This window comes from Paenibacillus nuruki, from assembly GCF_963311185.1.
GTDB classification, from domain to species: Bacteria; Bacillota; Bacilli; order Paenibacillales; family Paenibacillaceae; genus Saccharibacillus; species Saccharibacillus nuruki.
Genome location: NZ_OY725677.1, coordinates 387,501 through 409,470 on the forward strand (window position 1 = coordinate 387,501; position 21,970 = coordinate 409,470).

16 protein-coding genes, 10 tRNA genes and 2 rRNA genes (1 of these 28 running past the window's edge) are annotated in these 21,970 nt (G+C 41.3%); all 28 read left to right on the top strand.

Features of this window, described 5'->3' with window-relative positions:
* Window positions 1-1,830: ribosomal RNA gene (locus RCP16_RS01915) — 23S ribosomal RNA — on the top strand; it begins 1,093 nt to the left of the window's first position.
* A gap of 63 nt (window positions 1,831-1,893) precedes the next feature.
* Window positions 1,894-2,010 (top strand): 5S ribosomal RNA (gene rrf, locus RCP16_RS01920).
* 53 nt (window positions 2,011-2,063) lie between these two features.
* Window positions 2,064-2,139, top strand: a tRNA-Asn gene (locus RCP16_RS01925).
* Between the two features lie 3 nt (window positions 2,140-2,142).
* Window positions 2,143-2,234, top strand: a tRNA-Ser gene (locus tag RCP16_RS01930).
* A 92-nt stretch (window positions 2,235-2,326) separates the two neighbouring features.
* Window positions 2,327-2,398: transfer RNA gene (locus tag RCP16_RS01935), tRNA-Glu, on the top strand.
* A 12-nt stretch (window positions 2,399-2,410) separates the two neighbouring features.
* Window positions 2,411-2,486, top strand: a tRNA-Val gene (locus tag RCP16_RS01940).
* 26 nt (window positions 2,487-2,512) lie between these two features.
* A tRNA-Met gene (locus RCP16_RS01945) sits at window positions 2,513-2,586 on the top strand.
* Window positions 2,587-2,593: 7 nt separating this feature from the next.
* A tRNA-Asp gene (locus RCP16_RS01950) sits at window positions 2,594-2,669 on the top strand.
* Between the two features lie 54 nt (window positions 2,670-2,723).
* Window positions 2,724-2,798 (top strand) — tRNA-Gly (locus tag RCP16_RS01955).
* Between the two features lie 20 nt (window positions 2,799-2,818).
* A tRNA-Arg gene (locus tag RCP16_RS01960) sits at window positions 2,819-2,895 on the top strand.
* Window positions 2,896-2,910: 15 nt separating this feature from the next.
* Window positions 2,911-2,990 (top strand) — tRNA-Leu (locus tag RCP16_RS01965).
* Window positions 2,991-3,000: 10 nt separating this feature from the next.
* Window positions 3,001-3,074 (top strand) — tRNA-Pro (locus RCP16_RS01970).
* A 636-nt stretch (window positions 3,075-3,710) separates the two neighbouring features.
* Window positions 3,711-4,214, top strand: coding sequence for a crossover junction endodeoxyribonuclease RuvC (gene ruvC / locus RCP16_RS01975; RefSeq protein ID WP_069329817.1), 504 nt, complete (start codon window positions 3,711-3,713; stop codon window positions 4,212-4,214).
* Window positions 4,211-4,825, top strand: a complete 615-nt coding sequence (ruvA, locus tag RCP16_RS01980; RefSeq protein WP_069329816.1) for a Holliday junction branch migration protein RuvA — start codon at window positions 4,211-4,213, stop codon at window positions 4,823-4,825. Before ruvC ends, ruvA begins: the two co-directional genes overlap by 4 nt.
* 345 nt (window positions 4,826-5,170) lie before the next feature.
* Complete coding sequence (gene ruvB / locus RCP16_RS01985; protein WP_069329815.1) at window positions 5,171-6,190, top strand: Holliday junction branch migration DNA helicase RuvB; 1,020 nt, start codon at window positions 5,171-5,173, stop codon at window positions 6,188-6,190.
* 528 nt (window positions 6,191-6,718) lie between these two features.
* Window positions 6,719-8,764: a SpoIID/LytB domain-containing protein gene (locus RCP16_RS01990; protein WP_308641525.1), complete on the top strand. Its 2,046-nt coding sequence runs from the start codon at window positions 6,719-6,721 to the stop codon at window positions 8,762-8,764.
* A gap of 8 nt (window positions 8,765-8,772) precedes the next feature.
* Complete coding sequence (gene queA / locus RCP16_RS01995) at window positions 8,773-9,801, top strand: tRNA preQ1(34) S-adenosylmethionine ribosyltransferase-isomerase QueA (protein ID WP_069329157.1); 1,029 nt, start codon at window positions 8,773-8,775, stop codon at window positions 9,799-9,801.
* 153 nt (window positions 9,802-9,954) lie between these two features.
* Window positions 9,955-11,094: a tRNA guanosine(34) transglycosylase Tgt gene (gene tgt / locus RCP16_RS02000; RefSeq protein WP_069329158.1), complete on the top strand. Its 1,140-nt coding sequence runs from the start codon at window positions 9,955-9,957 to the stop codon at window positions 11,092-11,094.
* An 86-nt stretch (window positions 11,095-11,180) separates the two neighbouring features.
* The gene (yajC, locus tag RCP16_RS02005) at window positions 11,181-11,495 is read left to right on the top strand and encodes a preprotein translocase subunit YajC (RefSeq protein ID WP_069329159.1); all 315 of its coding nucleotides are present in this window, start codon (window positions 11,181-11,183) and stop codon (window positions 11,493-11,495) included.
* Between the two features lie 129 nt (window positions 11,496-11,624).
* Window positions 11,625-12,947 (top strand): ArsB/NhaD family transporter, encoded by a 1,323-nt coding sequence (locus RCP16_RS02010; protein ID WP_308641526.1) that lies wholly within the window; start codon window positions 11,625-11,627, stop codon window positions 12,945-12,947.
* A 103-nt stretch (window positions 12,948-13,050) separates the two neighbouring features.
* Window positions 13,051-13,335: a post-transcriptional regulator gene (locus tag RCP16_RS02015; protein ID WP_069329161.1), complete on the top strand. Its 285-nt coding sequence runs from the start codon at window positions 13,051-13,053 to the stop codon at window positions 13,333-13,335.
* A gap of 152 nt (window positions 13,336-13,487) precedes the next feature.
* A complete protein-coding gene (gene secD, locus RCP16_RS02020; RefSeq protein WP_308641527.1) occupies window positions 13,488-14,960 on the top strand; it encodes a protein translocase subunit SecD in 1,473 nt (490 codons plus the stop codon).
* A complete protein-coding gene (gene secF / locus RCP16_RS02025; RefSeq protein WP_069329163.1) occupies window positions 14,950-15,858 on the top strand; it encodes a protein translocase subunit SecF in 909 nt (302 codons plus the stop codon). Before secD ends, secF begins: the two co-directional genes overlap by 11 nt.
* Before the next feature lie 73 nt (window positions 15,859-15,931).
* Entirely contained in the window at window positions 15,932-16,915 is a 984-nt protein-coding gene (locus tag RCP16_RS02030; protein ID WP_308641528.1) for a cation diffusion facilitator family transporter, read from the top strand.
* Window positions 16,916-16,926: 11 nt separating this feature from the next.
* A complete protein-coding gene (recJ, locus tag RCP16_RS02035) occupies window positions 16,927-19,332 on the top strand; it encodes a single-stranded-DNA-specific exonuclease RecJ (protein WP_308641529.1) in 2,406 nt (801 codons plus the stop codon).
* Between the two features lie 48 nt (window positions 19,333-19,380).
* On the top strand, window positions 19,381-19,899 hold the full coding sequence (locus RCP16_RS02040) for an adenine phosphoribosyltransferase (protein ID WP_069329166.1): 519 nt from the start codon (window positions 19,381-19,383) through the stop codon (window positions 19,897-19,899).
* Window positions 19,900-20,144: 245 nt separating this feature from the next.
* Entirely contained in the window at window positions 20,145-20,642 is a 498-nt protein-coding gene (locus RCP16_RS02045; protein ID WP_069329167.1) for a cation:proton antiporter regulatory subunit, read from the top strand.
* Window position 20,643: 1 nt separating this feature from the next.
* Window positions 20,644-21,837 (top strand): cation:proton antiporter, encoded by a 1,194-nt coding sequence (locus tag RCP16_RS02050; RefSeq protein WP_069329168.1) that lies wholly within the window; start codon window positions 20,644-20,646, stop codon window positions 21,835-21,837.
* The last annotated feature ends 133 nt before the right edge of the window (window positions 21,838-21,970 follow it).

A 21,970-nucleotide genomic window follows, 5' to 3' on the forward strand; every position in this document is an offset into this window, starting at 1 on the left:
ACAACCAGGATGTTGGCTTAGAAGCAGCCACCATTGAAAGAGTGCGTAATAGCTCACTGGTCGAGTGACTTTGCGCCGAAAATGTAACGGGGCTAAACACACCACCGAAGCTATGGCTTGATACTTTGTATCAGGGGTAGGGGAGCGTTGAATGAAGATTGAAGGTGTACCGCAAGGAGCGCTGGACCTCATTCAAGTGAGAATGCCGGTATGAGTAACGAAAAGATCAGTGAGAATCTGATCCGCCGAAAACCCAAGGATTCCTGAGGAAGGCTCGTCCTCTCAGGGTAAGTCGGGACCTAAGGCGAGGCCGAAAGGCGTAGTCGACGGACAACAGGTTGAAATTCCTGTACCACCGAAAGCCGTTATGAGCAATGGGATGACGCAGGAGGATAGTGACGCGGACTGATGGATGTCCGTTCAAGCAGTGAGGCTGGTATGTAGGCAAATCCGCATACCGCAAGGCCAGGCTGTGATGAGGAGCGAAAATTGTAGTAGCGAAGGTCATGATTTCACACTGCCAAGAAAAGTCTCTAGCCAGGAAGCAGGTGCCCGTACCGTAAACCGACACAGGTGGGTGAGAAGAGAATTCTAAGGCGCGCGGAAGAACTCTCGTTAAGGAACTCGGCAAAATGACCCCGTAACTTCGGGAGAAGGGGTGCCCCGGTAGTGTGAATAGCACGAGGGGGCCGCAGTGAAAAGGCCCAAGCGACTGTTTAGCAAAAACACAGGTCTGTGCGAAGCCGCAAGGCGAAGTATACGGGCTGACGCCTGCCCGGTGCTGGAAGGTTAAGGGGAGTGGTTAGCGCAAGCGAAGCTATGAACCGAAGCCCCAGTAAACGGCGGCCGTAACTATAACGGTCCTAAGGTAGCGAAATTCCTTGTCAGGTAAATTCTGACCCGCACGAATGGCGTAACGATTTGGGCGCTGTCTCAACGAGAGATCCGGTGAAATTTTAATACCTGTGAAGATGCAGGTTACCCGCGACAAGACGGAAAGACCCCATGGAGCTTTACTGCAACTTGATATTGAACTGGGGTGCGATTTGTACAGGATAGGTGGGAGCCGTAGAAACCGGAGCGCAAGCTTCGGTCGAGGCGCCGTTGGGATACCACCCTGATCGCATTTGAGTTCTAACCTCGTACCGTGATCCGGTACAGGGACCGTGTCAGGTGGGCAGTTTGACTGGGGCGGTCGCCTCCTAAAGTGTAACGGAGGCGCCCTAAGGTTCCCTCAGAATGGTTGGAAATCATTCGAAGAGTGTAAAGGCATAAGGGAGCTTGACTGCGAGACAGACACGTCGAGCAGGGACGAAAGTCGGGCTTAGTGATCCGGTGGTACCGCATGGAAGGGCCATCGCTCAACGGATAAAAGCTACCCTGGGGATAACAGGCTTATCTCCCCCAAGAGTCCACATCGACGGGGAGGTTTGGCACCTCGATGTCGGCTCATCGCATCCTGGGGCTGAAGTAGGTCCCAAGGGTTGGGCTGTTCGCCCATTAAAGCGGTACGCGAGCTGGGTTCAGAACGTCGTGAGACAGTTCGGTCCCTATCTGTCGTGGGCGTAGGAAATTTGAGAGGAGCTGTCCTTAGTACGAGAGGACCGGGATGGACGCACCGCTGGTGTACCAGTTGTTCCGCCAGGAGCATCGCTGGGTAGCTACGTGCGGAAGGGATAAGCGCTGAAAGCATCTAAGCGTGAAGCCCCCCTCAAGATGAGATTTCCCAGTATGTAAGACCCCTTGTAGACGACGAGGTTGATAGGTTGGGGGTGGAAGTGCCGCAAGGCATGGAGCTGACCAATACTAATCGGTCGAGGGCTTATCCAAAATCTACAAACGCGGTGTTTCAGTTTTCGGATTCAGTTTTCAGGGAGCAACACAGCCTGACTGTTTGGTAATGATGGCGGAGGGGTTCCACACGTACCCATCCCGAACACGACCGTTAAGCCCTCCAGCGCCGATGGTACTTGGACCGCAGGGTCCTGGGAGAGTAGGACGTTGCCAAGCAGAGCAGTACAGATTGACCGTTTCAAGGAGCGATCCGAGGAGACGGTGACTATTCCCTGATAGCTCAGTTGGTAGAGCACTCGACTGTTAATCGAGTTGTCACAGGTTCGAGTCCTGTTCGGGGAGCCATATGGAGAGGTGTCCGAGCTGGCCGAAGGAGCACGATTGGAAATCGTGTAGGCGTCACAAGCGTCTCGAGGGTTCGAATCCCTCTCTCTCCGCCAGAGGCCGTTTTATTAGAGAAAATTAATTAGTTTTAAATTAACTTGTTCTTAAAGTAATAAGATGTTAATATGTAAAGTGTTGGTTTTATTGTGGCCCGTTGGTCAAGTGGTTAAGACACCTCCCTTTCACGGAGGTAACAGGGGTTCGAGTCCCCTACGGGTCATATTTACTTCTTGGAGATTTAGCTCAGCTGGGAGAGCATCTGCCTTACAAGCAGAGGGTCGGCGGTTCGATCCCGTCAATCTCCACCATAGAATTTTATAGCAAGTATTAATGACGCGGGGTGGAGCAGTCCGGTAGCTCGTCGGGCTCATAACCCGAAGGTCACAGGTTCAAATCCTGTCCCCGCAATTAATCTGGAACCGTGGTGTAGGGGTTAACATGCCTGCCTGTCACGCAGGAGATCGCGGGTTCAAATCCCGTCGGTTCCGCCATTTTCTTTAAAAGAAAATTGGCTCGATCATAAGTAATGCAATGAATATTACATTGCGGACGTGGCTCAGCGGTAGAGCATCGCCTTGCCAAGGCGAGGGTCGTGGGTTCGATTCCCATCGTCCGCTCCAATATTTTCTACATTTTATTTGCGCCCTTAGCTCAGCTGGATAGAGCGTTTGACTACGAATCAAAAGGCCAGGAGTTCGAATCTCTTAGGGCGCGCCATTTTTATCTTGATTGGCCGGTGTGGCGGAATTGGCAGACGCGCGCGACTCAAAATCGTGAGGGAAACCGTGGGGGTTCGAGTCCCTTCACCGGCATATTATTTATCGGGACGTAGCTCAGCTTGGTAGAGCACCTGGTTTGGGTCCAGGGGGTCGCATGTTCAAATCGTGTCGTCCCGATACTAAAAAACCATTGATCATTATGATCAATGGTTTTTTTATGTTTATTTTAAATTCATATTTATTTTAAATATAGCTGTAGAACTATAAAAACTTTTTACTCTGAAAGATATACAATAATTAAAATATAAACAACAGAATATAAAATAGTAGCCATTACAGATATATAAAAGTAGATATTAAAAGCAAATAAGAATGTATAAAACGAATAGAAAAATGATAATAAATATTAATGAACACTAGAATATAACTAACGACTTAATTATAGGGATACATATAGATGGAGTTATAAATAATTATCATTTTAGTTGAAATACTCCGAAGTTGTTTCGAAAATACAATTGATATAACTTCAATGAAATTTTGTTATTTTATTAACTCAAGTTGATTTATATTTGCTATAATAAAATGAAAGAGATACATATGTTCGCCTATTGAGGTCAAATCGAATATATGATTAAGATTATGATTTCTAGCGATGATATGGTTAAATCCTGATAGTTAAATGATTTAGTTTATACTAGCTAGGTGATTTAATGTGCGATATACAGAATAGATTTATTTTGTATAAAAGTTGTCTTATATATTCAAGTAAGATCATTAATACTTATGGGGTACAACAAGGGAGCGATAGATTTGCGTGTTATGGGAATTGATCCCGGGATTGCGATCGTTGGGTTTGGATTTATTGATAAAAACGGAAGTAAGTTGACTCCTGTTCAATACGGATGTATTCAAACGGAAGCTCATACACCGGATGAGGATAGATTATTACATGTCTATGAAGGTACAGTGCAATTGATTGAGAAATATCAGCCAGACACTGTAGCTTTTGAAAAACTCTTTTTTAATCGGAATGTAACCAATGCGATGTCTGTTAGTCAGGCACGTGGAGTGATGATATTAGCTGCTAAACAAAAGGGATTACCTATTGCAGAATATACACCAATGCAAGTAAAACAAGCTGTTGTTGGTTATGGTAAAGCTGAAAAAAGACAGGTTCAAGAAATGATTCGAATGTTTTTAAATTTGCAAAAAATTCCGAAGCCTGATGATGTGGCTGATGCGTTAGCTGTTGCTGTATGTCATGCGCATTCTTATTTGCTAAACTCCAAGATAAATGAGGTATTGAAAAAATGATTGATTTTTTGCGCGGACCGATTGTCCATTTGGAGAATGAATATGTGATTGTAGATATGCAAGGAATCGGGTATCGTGTGTTTTGCCCTAATCCTTATGCATGGATGAAAGAAGCAGGCGAAGTGACTATCTACACTCATCATTATGTACGTGAAGATGCGATTCAACTTTTTGGATTTCCTACTCGTGATGAACAGAAGTTATTTCGTAAATTGATTGAGGTGTCAGGAATTGGCCCACGTGTAGCACTTGGGATTTTGAGTGGTGGTAGTCCAGAGGGTGTAGTTACTGCTATTTATCAAGAAAATATTACGTTCTTGACCAAATTGCCTGGGATTGGTAAAAAGACAGCACAACGTATGATTTTGGACTTAAAAGATAAACTAGGTGGTATTGGAGATTCTCTGATTACTACAGGGTTATTTGCTCCGGCGATATCTACAAATACTTCTGGAGAAGTATGGCCTGAAGTGCGCGATGGACTGAAAGCATTAGGATATACGGATACCGAATTAGATCGAATCTGGCAAACGTTGAAACACGAGGTATTCCCTGATGATACAGCCGATGATGTGATGAAGAGAGCACTAAAAATGTTGTATACTGGCTAATACAATCATTATGCTAAAATAAATCAAAAGAATAGAAATTCAATATATTTCAGTCTATTTGAGAGTAAAGATCATAGATTTTGTGGAAGATTGTATCGTACTGAAAAGTTTTTTCTATTTTGCATATATTACGAATAATACAGTAGTTAATGTAGTAATTAAGATCGTAATTAATATAGTGATTAGGATTATAATTAAGATCAAGTAAGACTATTTTAAAAAAATGTAATATATGCACTTAACTTCTACTAAATATTTATATTAAAGTGGCTAGGGTATATTTAAAGATAGCTTTGGATCGAATTGAAAAAAACAGGTAGAACAGATGAAGGGGAGCGAATAAAGATGACGGATGACCGCATCATATCTGCTAACTTGATGATGGAAGACCAAGCGGTGGAACTGAGTCTACGTCCCCGTTACCTTTCAGAATATATCGGGCAAACACGGATTAAAGAAAATATGAAGATTTATATTGAAGCGGCTAAATTAAGAGGTGAAGCGCTAGATCATGTACTCTTATATGGTCCACCAGGTTTAGGTAAAACTACGCTTGCTAACATTATTGCTAATGAGCTAGGTGTGAACTTAAGAACAACCTCAGGGCCTGCTATAGAGCGTCCTGGTGATCTAGCTGCTTTACTGACTAATCTTCAAGATGGCGATGTGTTGTTTATTGATGAGATTCATCGCTTGCATCGGTCTGTGGAAGAAGTATTATATCCAGCGATGGAAGATTCAGCACTTGATATTATGATTGGTAAAGGTCCTAGTGCTCGTTCTGTACGTTTGGATTTACCTCCATTTACTTTGATCGGAGCAACGACGCGTGCAGGTTTGTTATCTGCTCCTTTGCGAGATCGTTTTGGGGTAGTGAGTCGCTTAGAATTGTATACAGTCGATGAACTTTCATTTATTGTAAGCCGTGGATCAGAAATTCTTGGTATCGATATTGTGGGTGATGCAGCCGATGAAATTGCACTTCGAGGCAGAGGAACGCCACGTATTGCTAACCGTTTGCTTAAACGTGTTCGTGATTATGCACAGGTACGGGGAGACGGCATCATCACACCTGAGATTGCAGATGAAGCATTAGATATGTTACAAGTGGATCCGCGTGGACTGGATCAGATTGATCATAAAGTCTTGCAAGCGATGATTCATAATTTCCGCGGGGGTCCTGTAGGATTGGACACTATTGCGGCTACGATTGGTGAAGAAGGTCAAACGATTGAAGATGTGTATGAACCTTATTTGCTTCAATTGGGATTCCTACAACGTACACCACGTGGGCGGATCGTGACTCCTATGGCTTATGATTATTTGGGGATACCGATGCCTGATCATTTGAATGGAAAAGCATAGATTTGATTTAGGGAAAAGGCTTATTATTTATAGAGAGCAAGGTGCTATAAATAATAAGCCTTTTTGGCGATAATATAATTGTATATAAAGGAAGCAGTCCGTACAATTTGTGATGAGTGATGAGTGATGAGTGATGAGTGATGAGTGATGAGTGATGAGTGATGAGTGATGAGTGATGAGTGATGAGTGATGAGTGATGAGTGATGAGTGATGAGTGATGAGTGATGAGTGATAGATTATTATATTTGTAAACTTTATTATTGTAAGTATATAGCTCGCTATCAATGATTAATAAGAAAGTGATTTTAGATTTTAAAATATTTTGGCTAATGAGATTAATGTAATAAGTCTTAATGGTTTTAGGACAATTTCTGTGTAAACCAAGTCATTTGGACTACTTATGCGTATAATGGATAAGAGTGTAGCTGTACAAGTATGGATGAAGAAAGGAACAAGTGAGTAAACATGAGCACAAATGTAAATACAACCTTAAAAAAGTGGAAGAAAAAATTATGGCTTTTGCCTGTAGTGATACTGTTAGCGGGAACACTGCCTCAATCTTCTTATGGAGCAACATCATCTGTTGATAATGAAAAAGTGCGTGTAGGATTATTTTTGGACGTGGGGAGTACATATTCTTCAACGGTTCCTTTTGTGAATGTGAAATCAGCAGGTAGTCTAAGTATTGGACAATCCAATAATGGTGTTGTTGATTCATGGGTATCTATTGGTAATCAAGCAAGCTTCGGAATTGATGGCTACCGGGTTAAAGTATTGGAGACGACGGATTTTGCTACAGCGGCTACAGGTATTAAATTGTTACAATCGACCAGTGATAAACCGATCGTATTTTCAGCTTCCAAAAATGGAGGTACAGTATACCAATTGTATACAGGCATGTATTCTTCTAAAGCGGCTGCTACCACTGGAGCTTCTCGTACTGCTTCTGCGGTACGATCTATTTTGAACGGTCAGACTCCTGCTGTAAAAGGAGGCTTCCATCTATCTGCTGGAAGTTATGCAACGGAAGCGCAAGCTAATGCTGGACTTGCTGCTGTAGGTGCAGCCGGATTAGATGGATTTGTCGCTATGACCAAAAGTGGTGGAGCTCTTTCTTATAATGTATGGGTGGGCGAAGAAGCAGATGCGTCTTCTTTGGCAAGTATCAAGTCGCTCGCAGCAACATCGCTACCTGATGTAGCCTTGACTACGGTAAGCAGTACACAAGCAGCAATGATTAAGCGTACCAATGTGACTTCAAGTATCACAAGTCCTTCACCTGTAGATCATTATATGGTGAGTGGAACCGATGCCAAAATGATGTTACAAGGTAATGATTCTGGAACTCAAGTCACCGAACGGTCAGCTCGAACGTATCGTGGCGATTTCGAAATGAGTAATTATAATGGTCAACTGGCATGGATCAATGTTTTGCCGATGGAAGAGTATTTGTACTCGGTAGTAGGTGGAGAAGTGTCTGCTTCATGGCCAGCCGAAGCGTTGAAAGCTCAAGCAGTAGCTGCACGCAGTTATGCAAGATTTCAAGAACAAGGTTCTAAATTTAAAATAGCAGATGTAGTCGATACTACACTGAGTCAAGCGTATAACGGTGTAAGTGCAGAAGACAAACGAATTATTGCGGCTGTCGATGCTACAGCAGGTGAAATCGTCACCAAAAATAATAAAGTGATAGAAGCTATCTTTTCTGCTAATAGTGGTGGAGCTTCGGCTGATCCTTCAGAAGTATGGAACAGCACTGGTGGAGATGTCTTTGTCAGTGTAGTATCCAAAGAAGATGCTGCTTCACAAGCTGCACTTAAAAACTGGTATCATGTATTATTGGATAATGGAAAGTCTGGTTATGTGCGTGAAGATAATGTAAAATTATCAGGCAAGAAAACATCAGCTGGATTAGACTATATGACAGTTACTGCTAAAAATACAAATGTACGTCCTTTACCAGTTGTACAAAGCAGTGTAGCGATGGTGGGTCAAATGAATCCAGGCGATCAAGCTACTGTGTTGGAATTATTACCCGAGTCTAATAGTTATGAGTGGATACGTGGTCCGTTTACCTCTGCGCAACTTCTAGCTACTTTAAAAGGTAAAACGACATCAAGCTTACCATCAACGATTACTTCTATTCAGGTATCTCAGCGTGGACCTTCAGGTCGTGTTACTGAAATTAAAGTCAATGGTGCTGTTGTGAAAGTTAAATATCCAGATGTATTCCGTTCTGCACTTAATAGTCTACCAAGTACATTATTCGATGTGGTCAATACTGCCAATTATGTAGTGATCGGTTCGAATAATGATCAAAATGAAATGCCAGCTGCGGGAACTGTTCTTTTGGGATCATCCGGACAAGGAACTGGTTCAAGTTCAACCGTTATTTTAAATGGTGATGGTGTAGCTAGAGTGACTGAAGCTGGTGGATTTTTATTTACAGGTAACGGAAATGGTCATGGATTAGGTATGTCTCAATGGGGCGCTAAAGGAATGGCAGATAAAGGCTCCAATTATAAACAAATCTTGCAACATTATTATAACAATGTGCAAATTACGAAGGGGTAAGTAGAACCATGAAAGTAGATGTATATGATTTTGAATTACCAGAGCATTTAATAGCTCAAGTTCCATTACAAGATCGAACCGCTTCACGATTACTCACATTAAACAAACAAACAGGCGAAGTGAGACATCAACACTTCGGTGAGATTTTAGATTATTTACATGAAGGCGATACACTGATTTTGAACGATACGCGTGTTATTCCTGCTCGTCTATTTGGTATCAAACGAGATACAGGGGCTAAAGCAGAAGTACTGTTATTAACTCAACTTGAAGGTGATCGTTGGGAAGCATTAGTGAAACCCGGCAAAAAGTTGAAAAAAGGCGCTGTTATTGATTTCGGCGGTGAGCTTGAAGCCGTGATCGAAGAAGAATCGGATATGGGGATGCGTGTATTGTCTTTCCGATATGAAGGGATATTCCAAGAGATTCTAGATCGATTGGGTGAAATGCCACTTCCTCCTTATATTAAAGAAAAGTTAGATGATCGTGAGCGTTATCAGACGGTATATGCCAAACACGAAGGTTCCGCAGCTGCACCTACTGCCGGACTTCATTTTACAACAGAATTATTAGAACAAATTGCAGCTAAAGGTGTACAAGTAGGCTTTGTGACTCTGCATGTAGGATTAGGTACATTTCGTCCGATGTCAGTTGAAACTATCGAAGAACATGTAATGCATGAAGAATTTTATTCACTGTCTGCGGAGACGGCTCAATTATTAAATGAAACGAAAGCGCGCGGCGGTCGTATTATTGCTGTAGGCACTACTTCTGCCCGTACACTGGAAACTGTAGCTCGTGAAGCAAAAGGCTCATTGATCGAAGCTTCTAGTGGTTGGACACAAATTTTTATTTATCCAGGACATGAATTTGGTCTGGTTGATGCGATGGTGACTAATTTTCATTTGCCTAAATCTACATTGGTGATGTTGGTCAGTGCATTAGCAGGTCGAGATCATATTATGAATGCTTATCAGCAAGCTGTAGCCGAAGAGTATCGCTTTTTCAGCTTTGGCGATGCGATGTTTATTTATTAGAAAATGATTGTATTTCACAGGGGTGCTCCCGTATAATTAACTGTTGATGAACGTTGTTGTAAGCTATGTCTATAGTGACGTTAACAGGATAAGTTAACTTATTGATAAGTCTGACTATCCTATTTTATAAGCAGAAGGATGAGAACCAATACTATGGCTGGACCTATTACGTACGAACATATCAAAACTTGTAAGCAATCAGGAGCACGTCTTGGACGTGTTCATACTCCGCATGGAGTTATTGAAACACCTGCTTTTATGCCTGTAGGTACACAAGCAACAGTTAAAACAATGAGTCCAGAAGAACTTAAACAAATGGATGCGCATATTATTTTGAGTAACACGTATCATTTGTTTCTTCGTCCAGGTCACGATCTGATTCGTGATGCAGGTGGATTACACAAATTTATGAACTGGGATCGCCCTATTTTGACAGACAGCGGTGGGTTCCAAGTATTTAGTCTGAGTGATATGCGTAAAATTAGTGAAGAAGGCGTACACTTTAAATCGCATCTAAATGGCGATAAGTTATTCCTATCTCCTGAAATTGCGATGGATATTCAAAACTCATTAGGTTCGGATATTATGATGGCATTTGATGAATGTCCTCCTTATCCTGCTGAATATGAGTATGTGAAAAAGTCACTTGAACGTACATCTCGCTGGGCAGAACGTTGTCTTGAAAGTCATGGTCGTCCACAAGATCAAGGGCTGTTTGCAATCGTTCAAGGTGGGATGCATGAAGATCTACGTAAACAAAGTGCACTTGATTTGACTTCGATGGATTTCCCGGGGTATGCTATTGGTGGACTGAGTGTAGGTGAGCCTAAGGACTTGATGTATCAAGCTTTGGATTTCACGATACCGTTTCTTCCGCACAATAAGCCACGTTATCTTATGGGTGTAGGTTCGCCTGATGCTCTGATCGAAGGATCGATTCGTGGAGTAGATATGTTCGATTGTGTGTTGCCAACACGGATTGCACGCAATGGTACAACCATGACTAGTGAAGGACGTGTAGTGGTACGTAATGCGAAATATGCGCGTGACTTTGGACCACTTGATCCGAACTGTGATTGTTATACGTGTCGGAATTATTCCCGTGCCTATCTGCGTCATCTCATCAAAGCAGACGAAACATTTGGTCTACGATTGACCACGTATCACAATCTGCATTTCTTATTGAATCTGATGAAAAATGTACGTCAAGCGATTATGGATGATCGTCTTCTAGACTTTAAAGAAGAGTTCTTCACGCAATATGGACTACATGATAATGATAAAGGGTTCTAAACAAACGGTATGTACATGACATCCATCGAAAAACAATATGATATTGCTTTTTGATTAATGGTTGATAAGAAAAAGGGGGAAATAACATGTTTGAAACAGCAGCAGCTGCAGGTGGAACAGGCGGTATCTGGGGAGCAGTACTTCCATTTGTATTTATGTTCGTTATTTTTTACTTCTTACTGATTCGTCCGCAACAAAAGAAACAAAAGCAACGCAAAATGATGTTAAATACTTTATCTAAAGGTGATAAAGTTGTTACAATCGGTGGATTACACGGTACGATTGCTGAAATCACAGACGATATGGTTGTTTTGCGCGTAAATGATGTGACGAAATTAACATTTGATCGTGCTTCTATCAGTCATGCAACAGGCGAAAAAGCACCTGTTTTGACTAAATAATAAACGTTTATTAATCATTATAATGATGCTTACATCGAAGCGGGCCTGGTTAACAGGTCCGTTTTTTGCTTGAAGATGACCTCTTGTTATCAGTATGATAGATATAAAGGATGAATAAGGAGGTGCAATATGCAACCGACAGCGTTGATGAGTTCATGGCAGCCTGTGGCAGCGATTGTGATCTTTTTGATCATATATGCAGTATGGATGACAGATCGAATAAGCAAAGCACTTGTTGCGTTAACAGGAGCCCTTATTTTTCTAGTCATTGGTATTGTCGATTGGCAAGATGCGTATAGAATGCATATAGAGTGGAATACAGTCTTTTTGTGGATAGGTATGATGTTAATAGCTGCCGTCATGAATCGGAGTGGCTTAATACCTTATGCAGCCATCTATAGTCTTAAATGGACCAAAGGTGGCCCTGTACGAGTGATGCTCTTACTAACAGCATTTACAGCAATAGGGTCGGCATTATTGGATAGTGTCACGATGGTGCTATTGATCGTGCCTGTAACGATTGTGATGACTCGCAAATTAGAGCTCAATCCTGTTCCTTTTTTAATTGCTGAAATTGTGGTGAGTAACTTGGGTGGTGCAGCTACGATGATTGGACATCCGGTCAATATTTGGATTGGGTCAGCCAACCCTCAATTGACGTTCGATTTATTCTTAAAAGTCATGGGTCCTATCGTACTTATCTTATTAGTCGTAAATATTGGTCTGTTGTTGTTATTTTATCGCAAGTCTTTTCGGCAAAAGGGACCTAACACTTCATTGCAACATTTGGAGGAAGAAGCACGTTCTTATATTCAGAGCCCACGTCGTTCTATGATTATATTTATCATCTTTATCTTGACGTTATTGGCTTTTATATGCCAAAAATGGATAGGTCTCGAAGCTCCTGTGATTGCTCTGAGTGGAGCAGTATTGATGTTATTAATCAGTTCTCCTTCACAATGGCGTACAGGGGAAATATGGCGTGAGATCGAATGGGGAACCGTTCTATTTTTTATCGGACTCTTTATATTGGTTGGTGGTCTGGTAGATACGGGCTGGATAAGCTTAGGAGCGATGCATCTTATCGAATTAACCAATGGAAATCTTGGATTTGCGGCGATGATTATATTATGGATTACAGGTGTTGTATCTGCAGCCATTGATAATATTCCGTGGGTAGCGACAATGATTCCTTTAATTCAAGAAGCAGGCGTGCAGATGAATGCCAATACTCCTGCTGTGCTGAATCCGCTCTGGTGGGCTTTGTCATTAGGTGCTTGCATTGGTGGAAATGGTACGTTAATTGGTGCTTCTTCCAATATGTTAGTCGCTGCTATGGCTCATCGTGAGAAACATCATTTTAGCTATATGGAATTTTTGAAAGTAGGATTACCTTTAACATTGATTTCTTTGATCATTGCCTCACTTTATCTTTATTTTATTATCTTGTGAATTTAGCAGGAGATTCCAGTTGGATGAAGAATTAGTTAATGTTGAGCATGGACAAATAAAAAAATAGACAGGGTTATCAAGTGCAGGAAGGAAAGGTGCTCCAATGGCGATGGAAGAATTAACCAATGCCGAGCTTACTGAAGTGATTGAGACATTATGCGAAAGCAAAGCAGAAGAATTTCGACTGCTAGGCTATGAAAATGTAACTTCAGATGAGATATGGGATTGTCTTGGTCATAAATATGATCAGCAGGGAATGCCCAAACTTCATGAGTTGGTTAGTGATATTTTGTCAATGAGGGTAAATCAGTTTATGAATTATGTAACTATGTCATCTTATAAAAGCGCACCAGATACTTGGAACCAGGCACCGTTGGATCAATCATAAACTGTTGAATAACAGCATGAACCAATGATAAGCTGGAGTCGGTAGTTTATCGACATCAGCTTGTTTATTTTGCAGACCAGTGGTAAATTGACTGTAATTTGTGCCATCGCTATAATAGGAATATTGAGAATGAAAGGGGAACCACATACGGGATGAAAAGAATCATCAGCTTCGTAGTCGTTATGCTCGTCGTTGCTGGAGTTATTGGCGCAACGACACCGTTATTTAAGGATGTTCGTCTAGGACTTGACCTTAAAGGCGGTTTTGAGATTTTGTATCAGGCTACGCCAACCACGCAGGGGGAACAAGTCACCAGGGAATCACTATTGCAAACAGCAAAAAGTTTGGAACAACGTGCGAATGCTTTGGGAACCAGTGAACCAGAAATTACAACAGAGGGTACAGATCGTATTCGTCTGAAAATTGCTGGAGTTACTGACGAAGCAACGGTTCGCCAAACGATGAAAGAACCAGCGGAATTGACTTTCCGTAGTGCAGATGGCTGTACAACAGATTCTTCTGCCAAAAAAGACGAAGCTACAAGTAAAACAGCAACTGAATCTAAAAAATCAGATGCTACTAGCAAGTCTACTTCCAAAGACAGCAATGAAGTATCGGCTCAATCGGCAGGAGCAACACAAGAAATTAATGTTGATCCTACGACCGGAGAAGCTACAACTGCCCCTGGAGATACATACAATGGCGCAGCAGAGCAGGATCCAGCAGCACAAGATCCGCTTAAAGTATATTGTAAAGTAGAATTGACAGGTAATGATTTCACAGAAAATGGAGCATCGATTTCATACACTCAACTGAATGAGCCGCAAATTGCTATTAAGTTGAAAGATGCAAGTAAATTTGCTGAGATCACCAAACGTTTGACAGGTAAAAACTTAGCTATTTTCCTAAATGATCAATTGCTGTCTGCTCCTACAGTACAAGGTGAGCTTTCAGATGGAACAGCGGTTATTACAGGTACGTATACGCAAGAAGAAGCACAACAACTGAAAGACCAAATCAACTTGGGTGCATTGCCACTTAAATTGACAGAAGTGTATTCTCAAAGTGTTGGCGCAACATTGGGTCAACAATCATTGAAAGATACATTACTAGCAGGTGTGATTGGTTCGATCTTGATCCTGTTATTTATGGCTCTTATTTATCGTGTTCCTGGTCTTATTGCAGGATTCTGTATTATTGTTCATACCTGGTTATTGGTTATGATCTTTATTGCAGGCGACTTTACATTAACCTTGCCAGGTATTGCAGCCTTTATTCTCGGGGTTGGTATGGGTGTCGATGCGAATATTATTACCTACGAACGGATCAAAGATGAACTTCGTAGCGGTAAGAGCTTATTGTCTGCATTTAAAGCAGGCGGACGCAATTCATTCTCGACTATTATGGATGCTAACGTAACGACTATTATTGCAGGTGCTGTAATGTTCGCATTGGGTACAGGCGCAGTAAAAGGTTTTGCATTAGTATTGATTCTTAATATTGTAGTGAGTATTTTGACGAATGTGTTCTTCTCTCGCTTCTTGCTATCTTTGCTTCTTAAAGGAAAGATTATTACCAAAGCGAAGTCGTTCGGTGTAAAGGAGAGTGAACGCAGTGCGCTTTAAGTGGAATTATGATTTTATTAAAATAAGTAAATACTTCTATACGTTCTCGATCATTTTGATCGTACTTGGTATTTTGAGTCTAGCAATCTTCAAATTGAATTATGGTGTTGATTTCCGTTCAGGTTCTAATGTGGATGTGACATTGACCAAACCTATTACAGAAGCGCAAGCTCAACCTGTGGTTGAAGCATTAAAACTGAGTGATGATCCTAGTATTACGATCGGTGACGGACGGATGAATGTTCGTTTTGAAAAAGTACTAACCGATACTCAGGAAAATCAATTCAAACAAGCATTTAACAAACAGTTGGATAGTGGAGCTTCTTTTGAAGTCAACACCGTTGATCCAGCGATTGCAAAAGAATTAGAACGTAACGCTTTGTGGGCAGTATTAGCAGCAAGTTTGGGTATTATTATCTACATTACGATTCGTTTTGAATGGCGTTTTGCGGTTGCAGCAGTTGTAGCTATGCTACATGATGCGTTTATCGTTATTGCGATCTTCTCTATCTTCCGCCTAGAGGTGGATCTTACCTTTATTACAGCGATCTTAACGATTATTGGTTACTCGCTGAATGATACCGTCGTTATCTTTGACCGTATCAGGGAAAATCTACGTTTCTCTAAACAGAAGAAAAGTGGAGATATTAAAACCATCGTTAACAACAGTATTTCTCAGACGATGACTCGTTCACTAAATACAGTATTAACTGTATTTATCGCTTGCGTATGTTTGTTCATATTCGGTAGTGAATCGATTCGTATGTTCTCATTAGCAATGATTCTTGGTCTTGTCTTTGGTGCTTACTCTTCTGTATTTATTGCAAGCCCATTGTGGTTGTTGCTTAAAAACAGACAAAAACCAAAAGCGAAAACACCGTCTAAAACGACGGCGTAACATTGCAAGTCCAACATGTTGAAGCCGCGTCCTGTTACAGACGCGGCTTTATGTTGTTTTAGGAGGGAAACTCGTGAAGAACCAAGATATCCATCAAGGGGAAAAGGTGTTTTGGACATCGGTTATTACCGGACTTGGCTTAGCTATTGTCAAAGGGGTTACCGGCTATATTGCAAACAATAAAGCATTAATGGGAGATGCATTATATACAGCTTCTACAGCGGCAAGTAGTCTTGTCGATCGTTTATCGAATAATGGTACAACCGCAAAAAGTCATACATGTCAAAATGGGCGTACAGGTACCACTGCTCCACCTGCTAAAACAGGAGCTCCTTTTGCAAATTTAATGATTACTGTGCTGTTATTGTTAGGTGGATTAGAAATTGGTATTTCAGCTGTGCGTGATCTGATGTCTTCAGCGACTCCTGATCCTAAGCCATATGCGATTATTCCTGTATTTCTATCTATTGCTATCAATGAAGCCGTATTCCGTTATCGTTATCGTTATGCGAAAAAACAAAAAAATGCTCGGTTAGCTGATGATGTTGATAATCATCGTTACTCGTTATACTCTTCAATTCTGGTACTTGCAGGGATGTTAAGTACGATTGCTGCTTTGGAACTGAATATTGATCAACTGTATTATATCGAACCGATTTCTGCGATTCTGGTGGCTGGAATTGTATGGCGACAAGGATATCGTATTGCCAAGCACTCTATTTATGGATCACTTGTACAAGAATTAGATCAACAGGATGCTGTCGATTTTATGGATACGGTACAACGTGTACAGGGTGTTATTACAATTGAAGAATTGAAAGCGCAAGAAGTAGGAGATAGTGTCAAAATCGATCTCAAAATCAGTGTAAATCCACAAATTACTGTTCGAGAAGCGGCAGAAATTTCAGAGTATGCCAAAAATTTATTACTGAGTCGGTTTGCACATGTCAGTAGTGTACAAGTACAGGTGGTTCCTTATAACGGGGGATATCCTTACAAATCAAATTATGAACTGACACAAAGTAGAGATACATCTGGAAATGGTATGCTTCAATAAGGAGGAACCCCATGATTCATTCACAATATCATTGGAATATTCGTCGTCCTGATCAGACGATTTCACAGTCTCTTGCTAATCAGTTAGGCGTATCTTCATTGATGTCTACCCTTTTGGCGAGTAGAGGCTATACAGAGGAACAACAAGCTCTAGATTTTCTTCATGGAAGTCGGGAAGATATTCATGACCCGTACTTGCTCGCAGGTATGACAGAAGCTGTAGCTCGAATACGTCAAGCTCTGGATCAACATGAGAAAATATGGATCTATGGAGATTACGATGCAGATGGTGTATCCAGTACAACGTTAATGATCTATTTGTTACGTCATTTGAAGGCTGATTTCGATACGTATATTCCTCATCGCTCCAAAGAAGGATATGGGCTACATCAACATGCAATTGATCAAGCTCATGCTCAAGGTGTGACATTGATTATTACAGTAGATACGGGTATTAGTGCAGTAGAACAAATAGCACATGCTTCACAATATGGCATAGATGTGATTGTAACCGATCATCATGAACCGCCTGCTGTATTGCCACAAGCCTATGCTCTGGTGAATCCCAAGTTACCTTACTGTCCTTATCCGTTCAAAGGGTTAGCAGGAGTTGGAGTTGCTTTTAAGCTTGCGCATGCGCTAATAGGTTCTATGCCTGAACAATGGCTAGAAATCGTCGCTATCGGTACGGTAGCTGATCTGATGCCACTTGAAGGCGAGAACCGTATGATGGTACGTGCAGGTGTAGAAAAAATGAAAAACAGTTCTTTTGTAGGCATCAAAGCTTTAATGGATGTAGCAGGGATTGAACATGAGCAAGTATCAGCTACTCATATTGCTTTTGCCATGGCTCCTCGTATTAATGCGAGTGGACGAATGGAACATGCAATGCGAGCAGTTGAGTTGTTAACAGCTACAGATACAGAACAAGCAAATTATATTTCTCATGAATTAGATCAATTGAATAAATCTCGTCAGGAGCTAGTCAACACGATTACTCAAGAAGCTCATCTAATGGTTGAACAAGGATATGAAGGACAGACCAAAGCTATTCCAGATGTGATTGTCGTAGCTGGAGAAGGTTGGAATCCGGGTGTAGTCGGTATTGTGGCTTCTAAATTATTAGATCGTTATTACCGTCCGACTATTGTTCTTGGAATCGATCCTGTTACAGGGATGTGCAAAGGATCTGCTCGTTCTATTGATGGGTATGATATTTATCAAGCATTATTGAACTGTTCAGACTTAATGGATCATTTTGGAGGACATCCAGCAGCGGCAGGAATGAGCCTACATCGAGATCAATTGGCTGCTTTTCGCCAAGCTTTGAATGAGCGAGCAGCAACGATTTTGACTGAAACTGATTTGGTTCCACAAACGCAGGCTGATTGTGAATGTGAATTAAAAGAATTGTCTTTATCAGCGATTGAGGAATTAGATCAATTGGCTCCCTTTGGAATGTCTAATCCATTACCTCGGATTGTGTTACGTGGAGTTACAGTCATTCAAGCCAAAACGATCGGTAAAACAGGTACTCATCTTCGCTTGGTGGTCGAGCAAGGAGATACGATGATCGAAGGTGTGGCTTTTGGCAAAGGAGAACTTGCGAGTCTACTAAAAGAAGGAGATCATATTGATCTGCTTGCCGAAACGAGTATTAATGAATGGCGCGGTAATCGTAAGCCCCAATTGATGGTGCAAGACCTTACTGTTCCGGGTCTACAGATCTGGGATCGACGGGATTGCCAAGCGATGGATAGCGAATTAACTCAAGTTCGGCAACAATTTGGGCGTTATATGGCGACTGAACAAGGACAATGGGCGATCTTAAGTGAAGAAGATGAACATTTATCAAAAAGCCAATTGTGTGATGTATCCCTTTGGGGTTATGATAGAAAGGCTGGCATTGTCGCTAGTAATACTATTTCTATGCAATATGGTGCAGAGGCTGTACGCACATTATGTGTATTGTCTTTACCAGCGCATACAGGGCAGTTGGATATGATTTTTGCCCAGTTCACTTCTCTTGAAAATATCATTCTTCTCCATGATAAGCGGCAACAGCAGGAACTTCTGCAAATACCTGATCGAGATCAATTTAAATTGATCTATGGATGGCTTGTCAAAAGCAATCAGCAATTTGTTCGTGAAGATGAGCTTATTCCTTACCTGAGTCAGAAAACATCCAGTTCGATAAGAATGGTACAGCTTATGCTGGAAGTATTCGAGGAACTGGAATTTATTATTCGGGAACAAGGGAAGGTTACAGTCAATACTTCTCCTTCCAAACGTCCTCTGGATAGTTCGAAGCGGTATCAGGAACTTAGCGAGCTGGCTGAAATGGAATATATGTTATGTGAAAGTGATCTGCCGCAGTTAACATCATGGATGATTTCCCGCATGCAAGGCGCGTCATAAAAAGAAGTATAAGGTTGCAGAGGTTTTTATTTTGAGGAGGAGATTTTTTTGGATTTTAAAGATTATATTCGTGTGATTCCTGATTTCCCGCAAGAAGGAATCAGTTTTAAAGACATCACCACTTTGATGCAAAATGGACCTGTTTATCAACAGTCTATCAATGAACTAAAAAAAATGGTAGAGCATCTGCAAATTGATGTGATTGCTGGGCCAGAAGCACGTGGTTTTGTTGTAGGTGCTCCACTTGCTTATGCATTAGGTGTTGCTTTTGTACCTATTCGTAAAGCAGGTAAACTTCCTTACAAAACGATTCAAGCAGATTATGCTCTTGAGTATGGTCAAGATAGCCTAGCTATGCATGCAGACGCAATCACCGAAGGACAAAATGTTCTGATTGCTGATGATCTGCTAGCAACAGGTGGTACTATTGCTACATCGATCCACTTGATTCGTCAATTGGGCGGCAATGTAGTAGGTACAGCATTTATGATCGAGTTACAAGACTTGAATGGTCGTGCTAAATTACCGGACGTTGATGTGTTCACATTGACACAATATCCGTTCTAAAACGGAGCATTTCCCGGGAAATAAAAAGTTGCATATATAAAAAGTGTTGTAATAACGCCCGATTGCCAATAACTATTATTGGTAAATCGGGTTTTTTGGCGTTTTTTGAGCTAAATTGGACTAAAATGAGATTTTTATGAAACCTAAGGGATAGAAGCACGTATAACATTGTAGAAGCATACGGTATGTACAGTTATTTCTGTATAGATTAGTCATGCTATTTTATAGATAAAGGAGGGGGAAGTATGGCTAACATTCGTGAGACGGACTTACCCGGTATTGGCAGGAAATTTTCAGTAGAAACTGATGAGAGTGAGAAAATATCGATCATTGTGCATGAAGATGGGAAGCGCGAGATTTTTCACAATCCACCGGACAGCCCGGAAGACTATGAGTTGGTGGTTACACTTGGAGATGTAGAAGCTCGCCAGATTGCAAGCATTATTGGTGGGATGAGCTATCGACCTAGTGGACTAGAACAAGCAGAATTATCATTGTCTCAATTAAGTATCGAATGGTACAAATTGAAAAGAAATATGGATTGCTTGGGTAAAACGATAGGCGATCTGGCTGTTCGTGAAAGTACAGGTACTGTGATCATAGCAAGCATCGAATCAAGTCGTAAGCAGAAGATCAGTCCAGGACCCGAATATGTACTACAAGAAGGATATACTCTTGTCGTTGCTGGTGAGCGTAGCGGTATTCAGATTCTTAAGCAATTGCTTGAGAGGGGGTCTGGATAATATGGACTATATTGTTTTTGAGATTGGGATTGCTGTTCTGTTAGTCGCTCTAGCAGGATTACTAGCATCCAAACTGAAGTTCTCGGTAGTTCCGTTTTATATTTTAGCGGGAATGGCTGTAGGACCTCATGCACCAGTATTCGGCATTTTGGATTTTCGATTTATTCAAAGTGCTGAATTGATTGAATTTATGGGAAAGATCGGCGTCATTTTCTTACTGTTCTATCTGGGACTCGAATTCTCGGTAGGTCGGTTGGTCAAAGCCGGTAAATCGATAGCGATTGGCGGAACGATCTATATTGGAATTAACTTTACACTGGGATTGCTGTTCGGTTTTGCTACCGGATTTGGCATCAAAGAAACATTGGTGATTGCAGGGATTACAACAATCTCTTCCAGCGCAATTGTAGCTAAAGTGTTAGTTGATCTGAAGCGTACTGCTAATCCAGAAACAGAAATGATCCTCGGGATTATTATGTTTGAAGATGTATTTTTAGCTGTGTATCTGTCGGTGCTCTCCGGTCTATTGTTAAGTGGAGCAACTTCAATTGGTGGTATTCTCCTTTCTGCTGCTCTGGCACTTGGATATATGTTATTGATCCTGGTTGTTGGACGCAAAGCTGTACCACTATTAAATAAAGTACTCAATATTCCTTCGAATGAAATTTTTATGTGTACTGTATTTGCTGCTTTATTTTTAATTGCTGGATTTTCCGAAACGATTCATGTCGCAGAAGCAATCGGCGCTTTATTAGTAGGTCTTGTTCTTGCTGAAACTTCGCATATGCATCGGATCGAAAAAATTATTTTACCTTTCCGCGATTTCTTTGGCGCACTGTTCTTCTTTAGCTTTGGACTGACGATTGATCCATTGTCCTTAGGTGGAAATGCAGTATGGTTGGCGATAGGTGCTGTGATCTTGACGATGATTGGTAACTACTCAGCAGGGATGTTAGCAGGAAAAACAGCTAATTTATCACCTAAATCTTCATCGAATGTAGGACTAACGATTATGTCTCGTGGTGAATTTTCAATTATTGTAGCCAATCTAGGCGCAGCAGGTGGACTTGCTGCTATCTTACAACCTTTTGCTGCTATCTATGTTTTGATCTTGGCGATTTTAGGCCCATTAATGACGAAAGAATCGAAATGGATTCATAACGGAATCGCACGTATTTTCAGACTCAAAAAATAAGCAAATTATTTTCCTATAACACGTCGAGCGAACAGATGTGAGCGTTACTCAGATACCATATATTCAGTATGGTAAATGACTCGTATTATAAGAAAATGACTTGCTTGGGATGGTCATAACGACCGTATATCTC

Coding starts and splice junctions, on each gene's coding strand:
- ruvA (WP_069329816.1), top strand. CDS start 4,211: ATGATTGATTTTTTGCGCGGACCGATTGTCCATTTGGAGAATGAATAT.
- ruvB (WP_069329815.1), top strand. CDS start 5,171: ATGACGGATGACCGCATCATATCTGCTAACTTGATGATGGAAGACCAA.
- queA (WP_069329157.1), top strand. CDS start 8,773: ATGAAAGTAGATGTATATGATTTTGAATTACCAGAGCATTTAATAGCT.
- tgt (WP_069329158.1), top strand. CDS start 9,955: ATGGCTGGACCTATTACGTACGAACATATCAAAACTTGTAAGCAATCA.
- yajC (WP_069329159.1), top strand. CDS start 11,181: ATGTTTGAAACAGCAGCAGCTGCAGGTGGAACAGGCGGTATCTGGGGA.
- RCP16_RS02010 (WP_308641526.1), top strand. CDS start 11,625: ATGCAACCGACAGCGTTGATGAGTTCATGGCAGCCTGTGGCAGCGATT.
- RCP16_RS02015 (WP_069329161.1), top strand. CDS start 13,051: ATGGCGATGGAAGAATTAACCAATGCCGAGCTTACTGAAGTGATTGAG.
- secD (WP_308641527.1), top strand. CDS start 13,488: ATGAAAAGAATCATCAGCTTCGTAGTCGTTATGCTCGTCGTTGCTGGA.
- recJ (WP_308641529.1), top strand. CDS start 16,927: ATGATTCATTCACAATATCATTGGAATATTCGTCGTCCTGATCAGACG.
- RCP16_RS02045 (WP_069329167.1), top strand. CDS start 20,145: ATGGCTAACATTCGTGAGACGGACTTACCCGGTATTGGCAGGAAATTT.
- RCP16_RS02050 (WP_069329168.1), top strand. CDS start 20,644: ATGGACTATATTGTTTTTGAGATTGGGATTGCTGTTCTGTTAGTCGCT.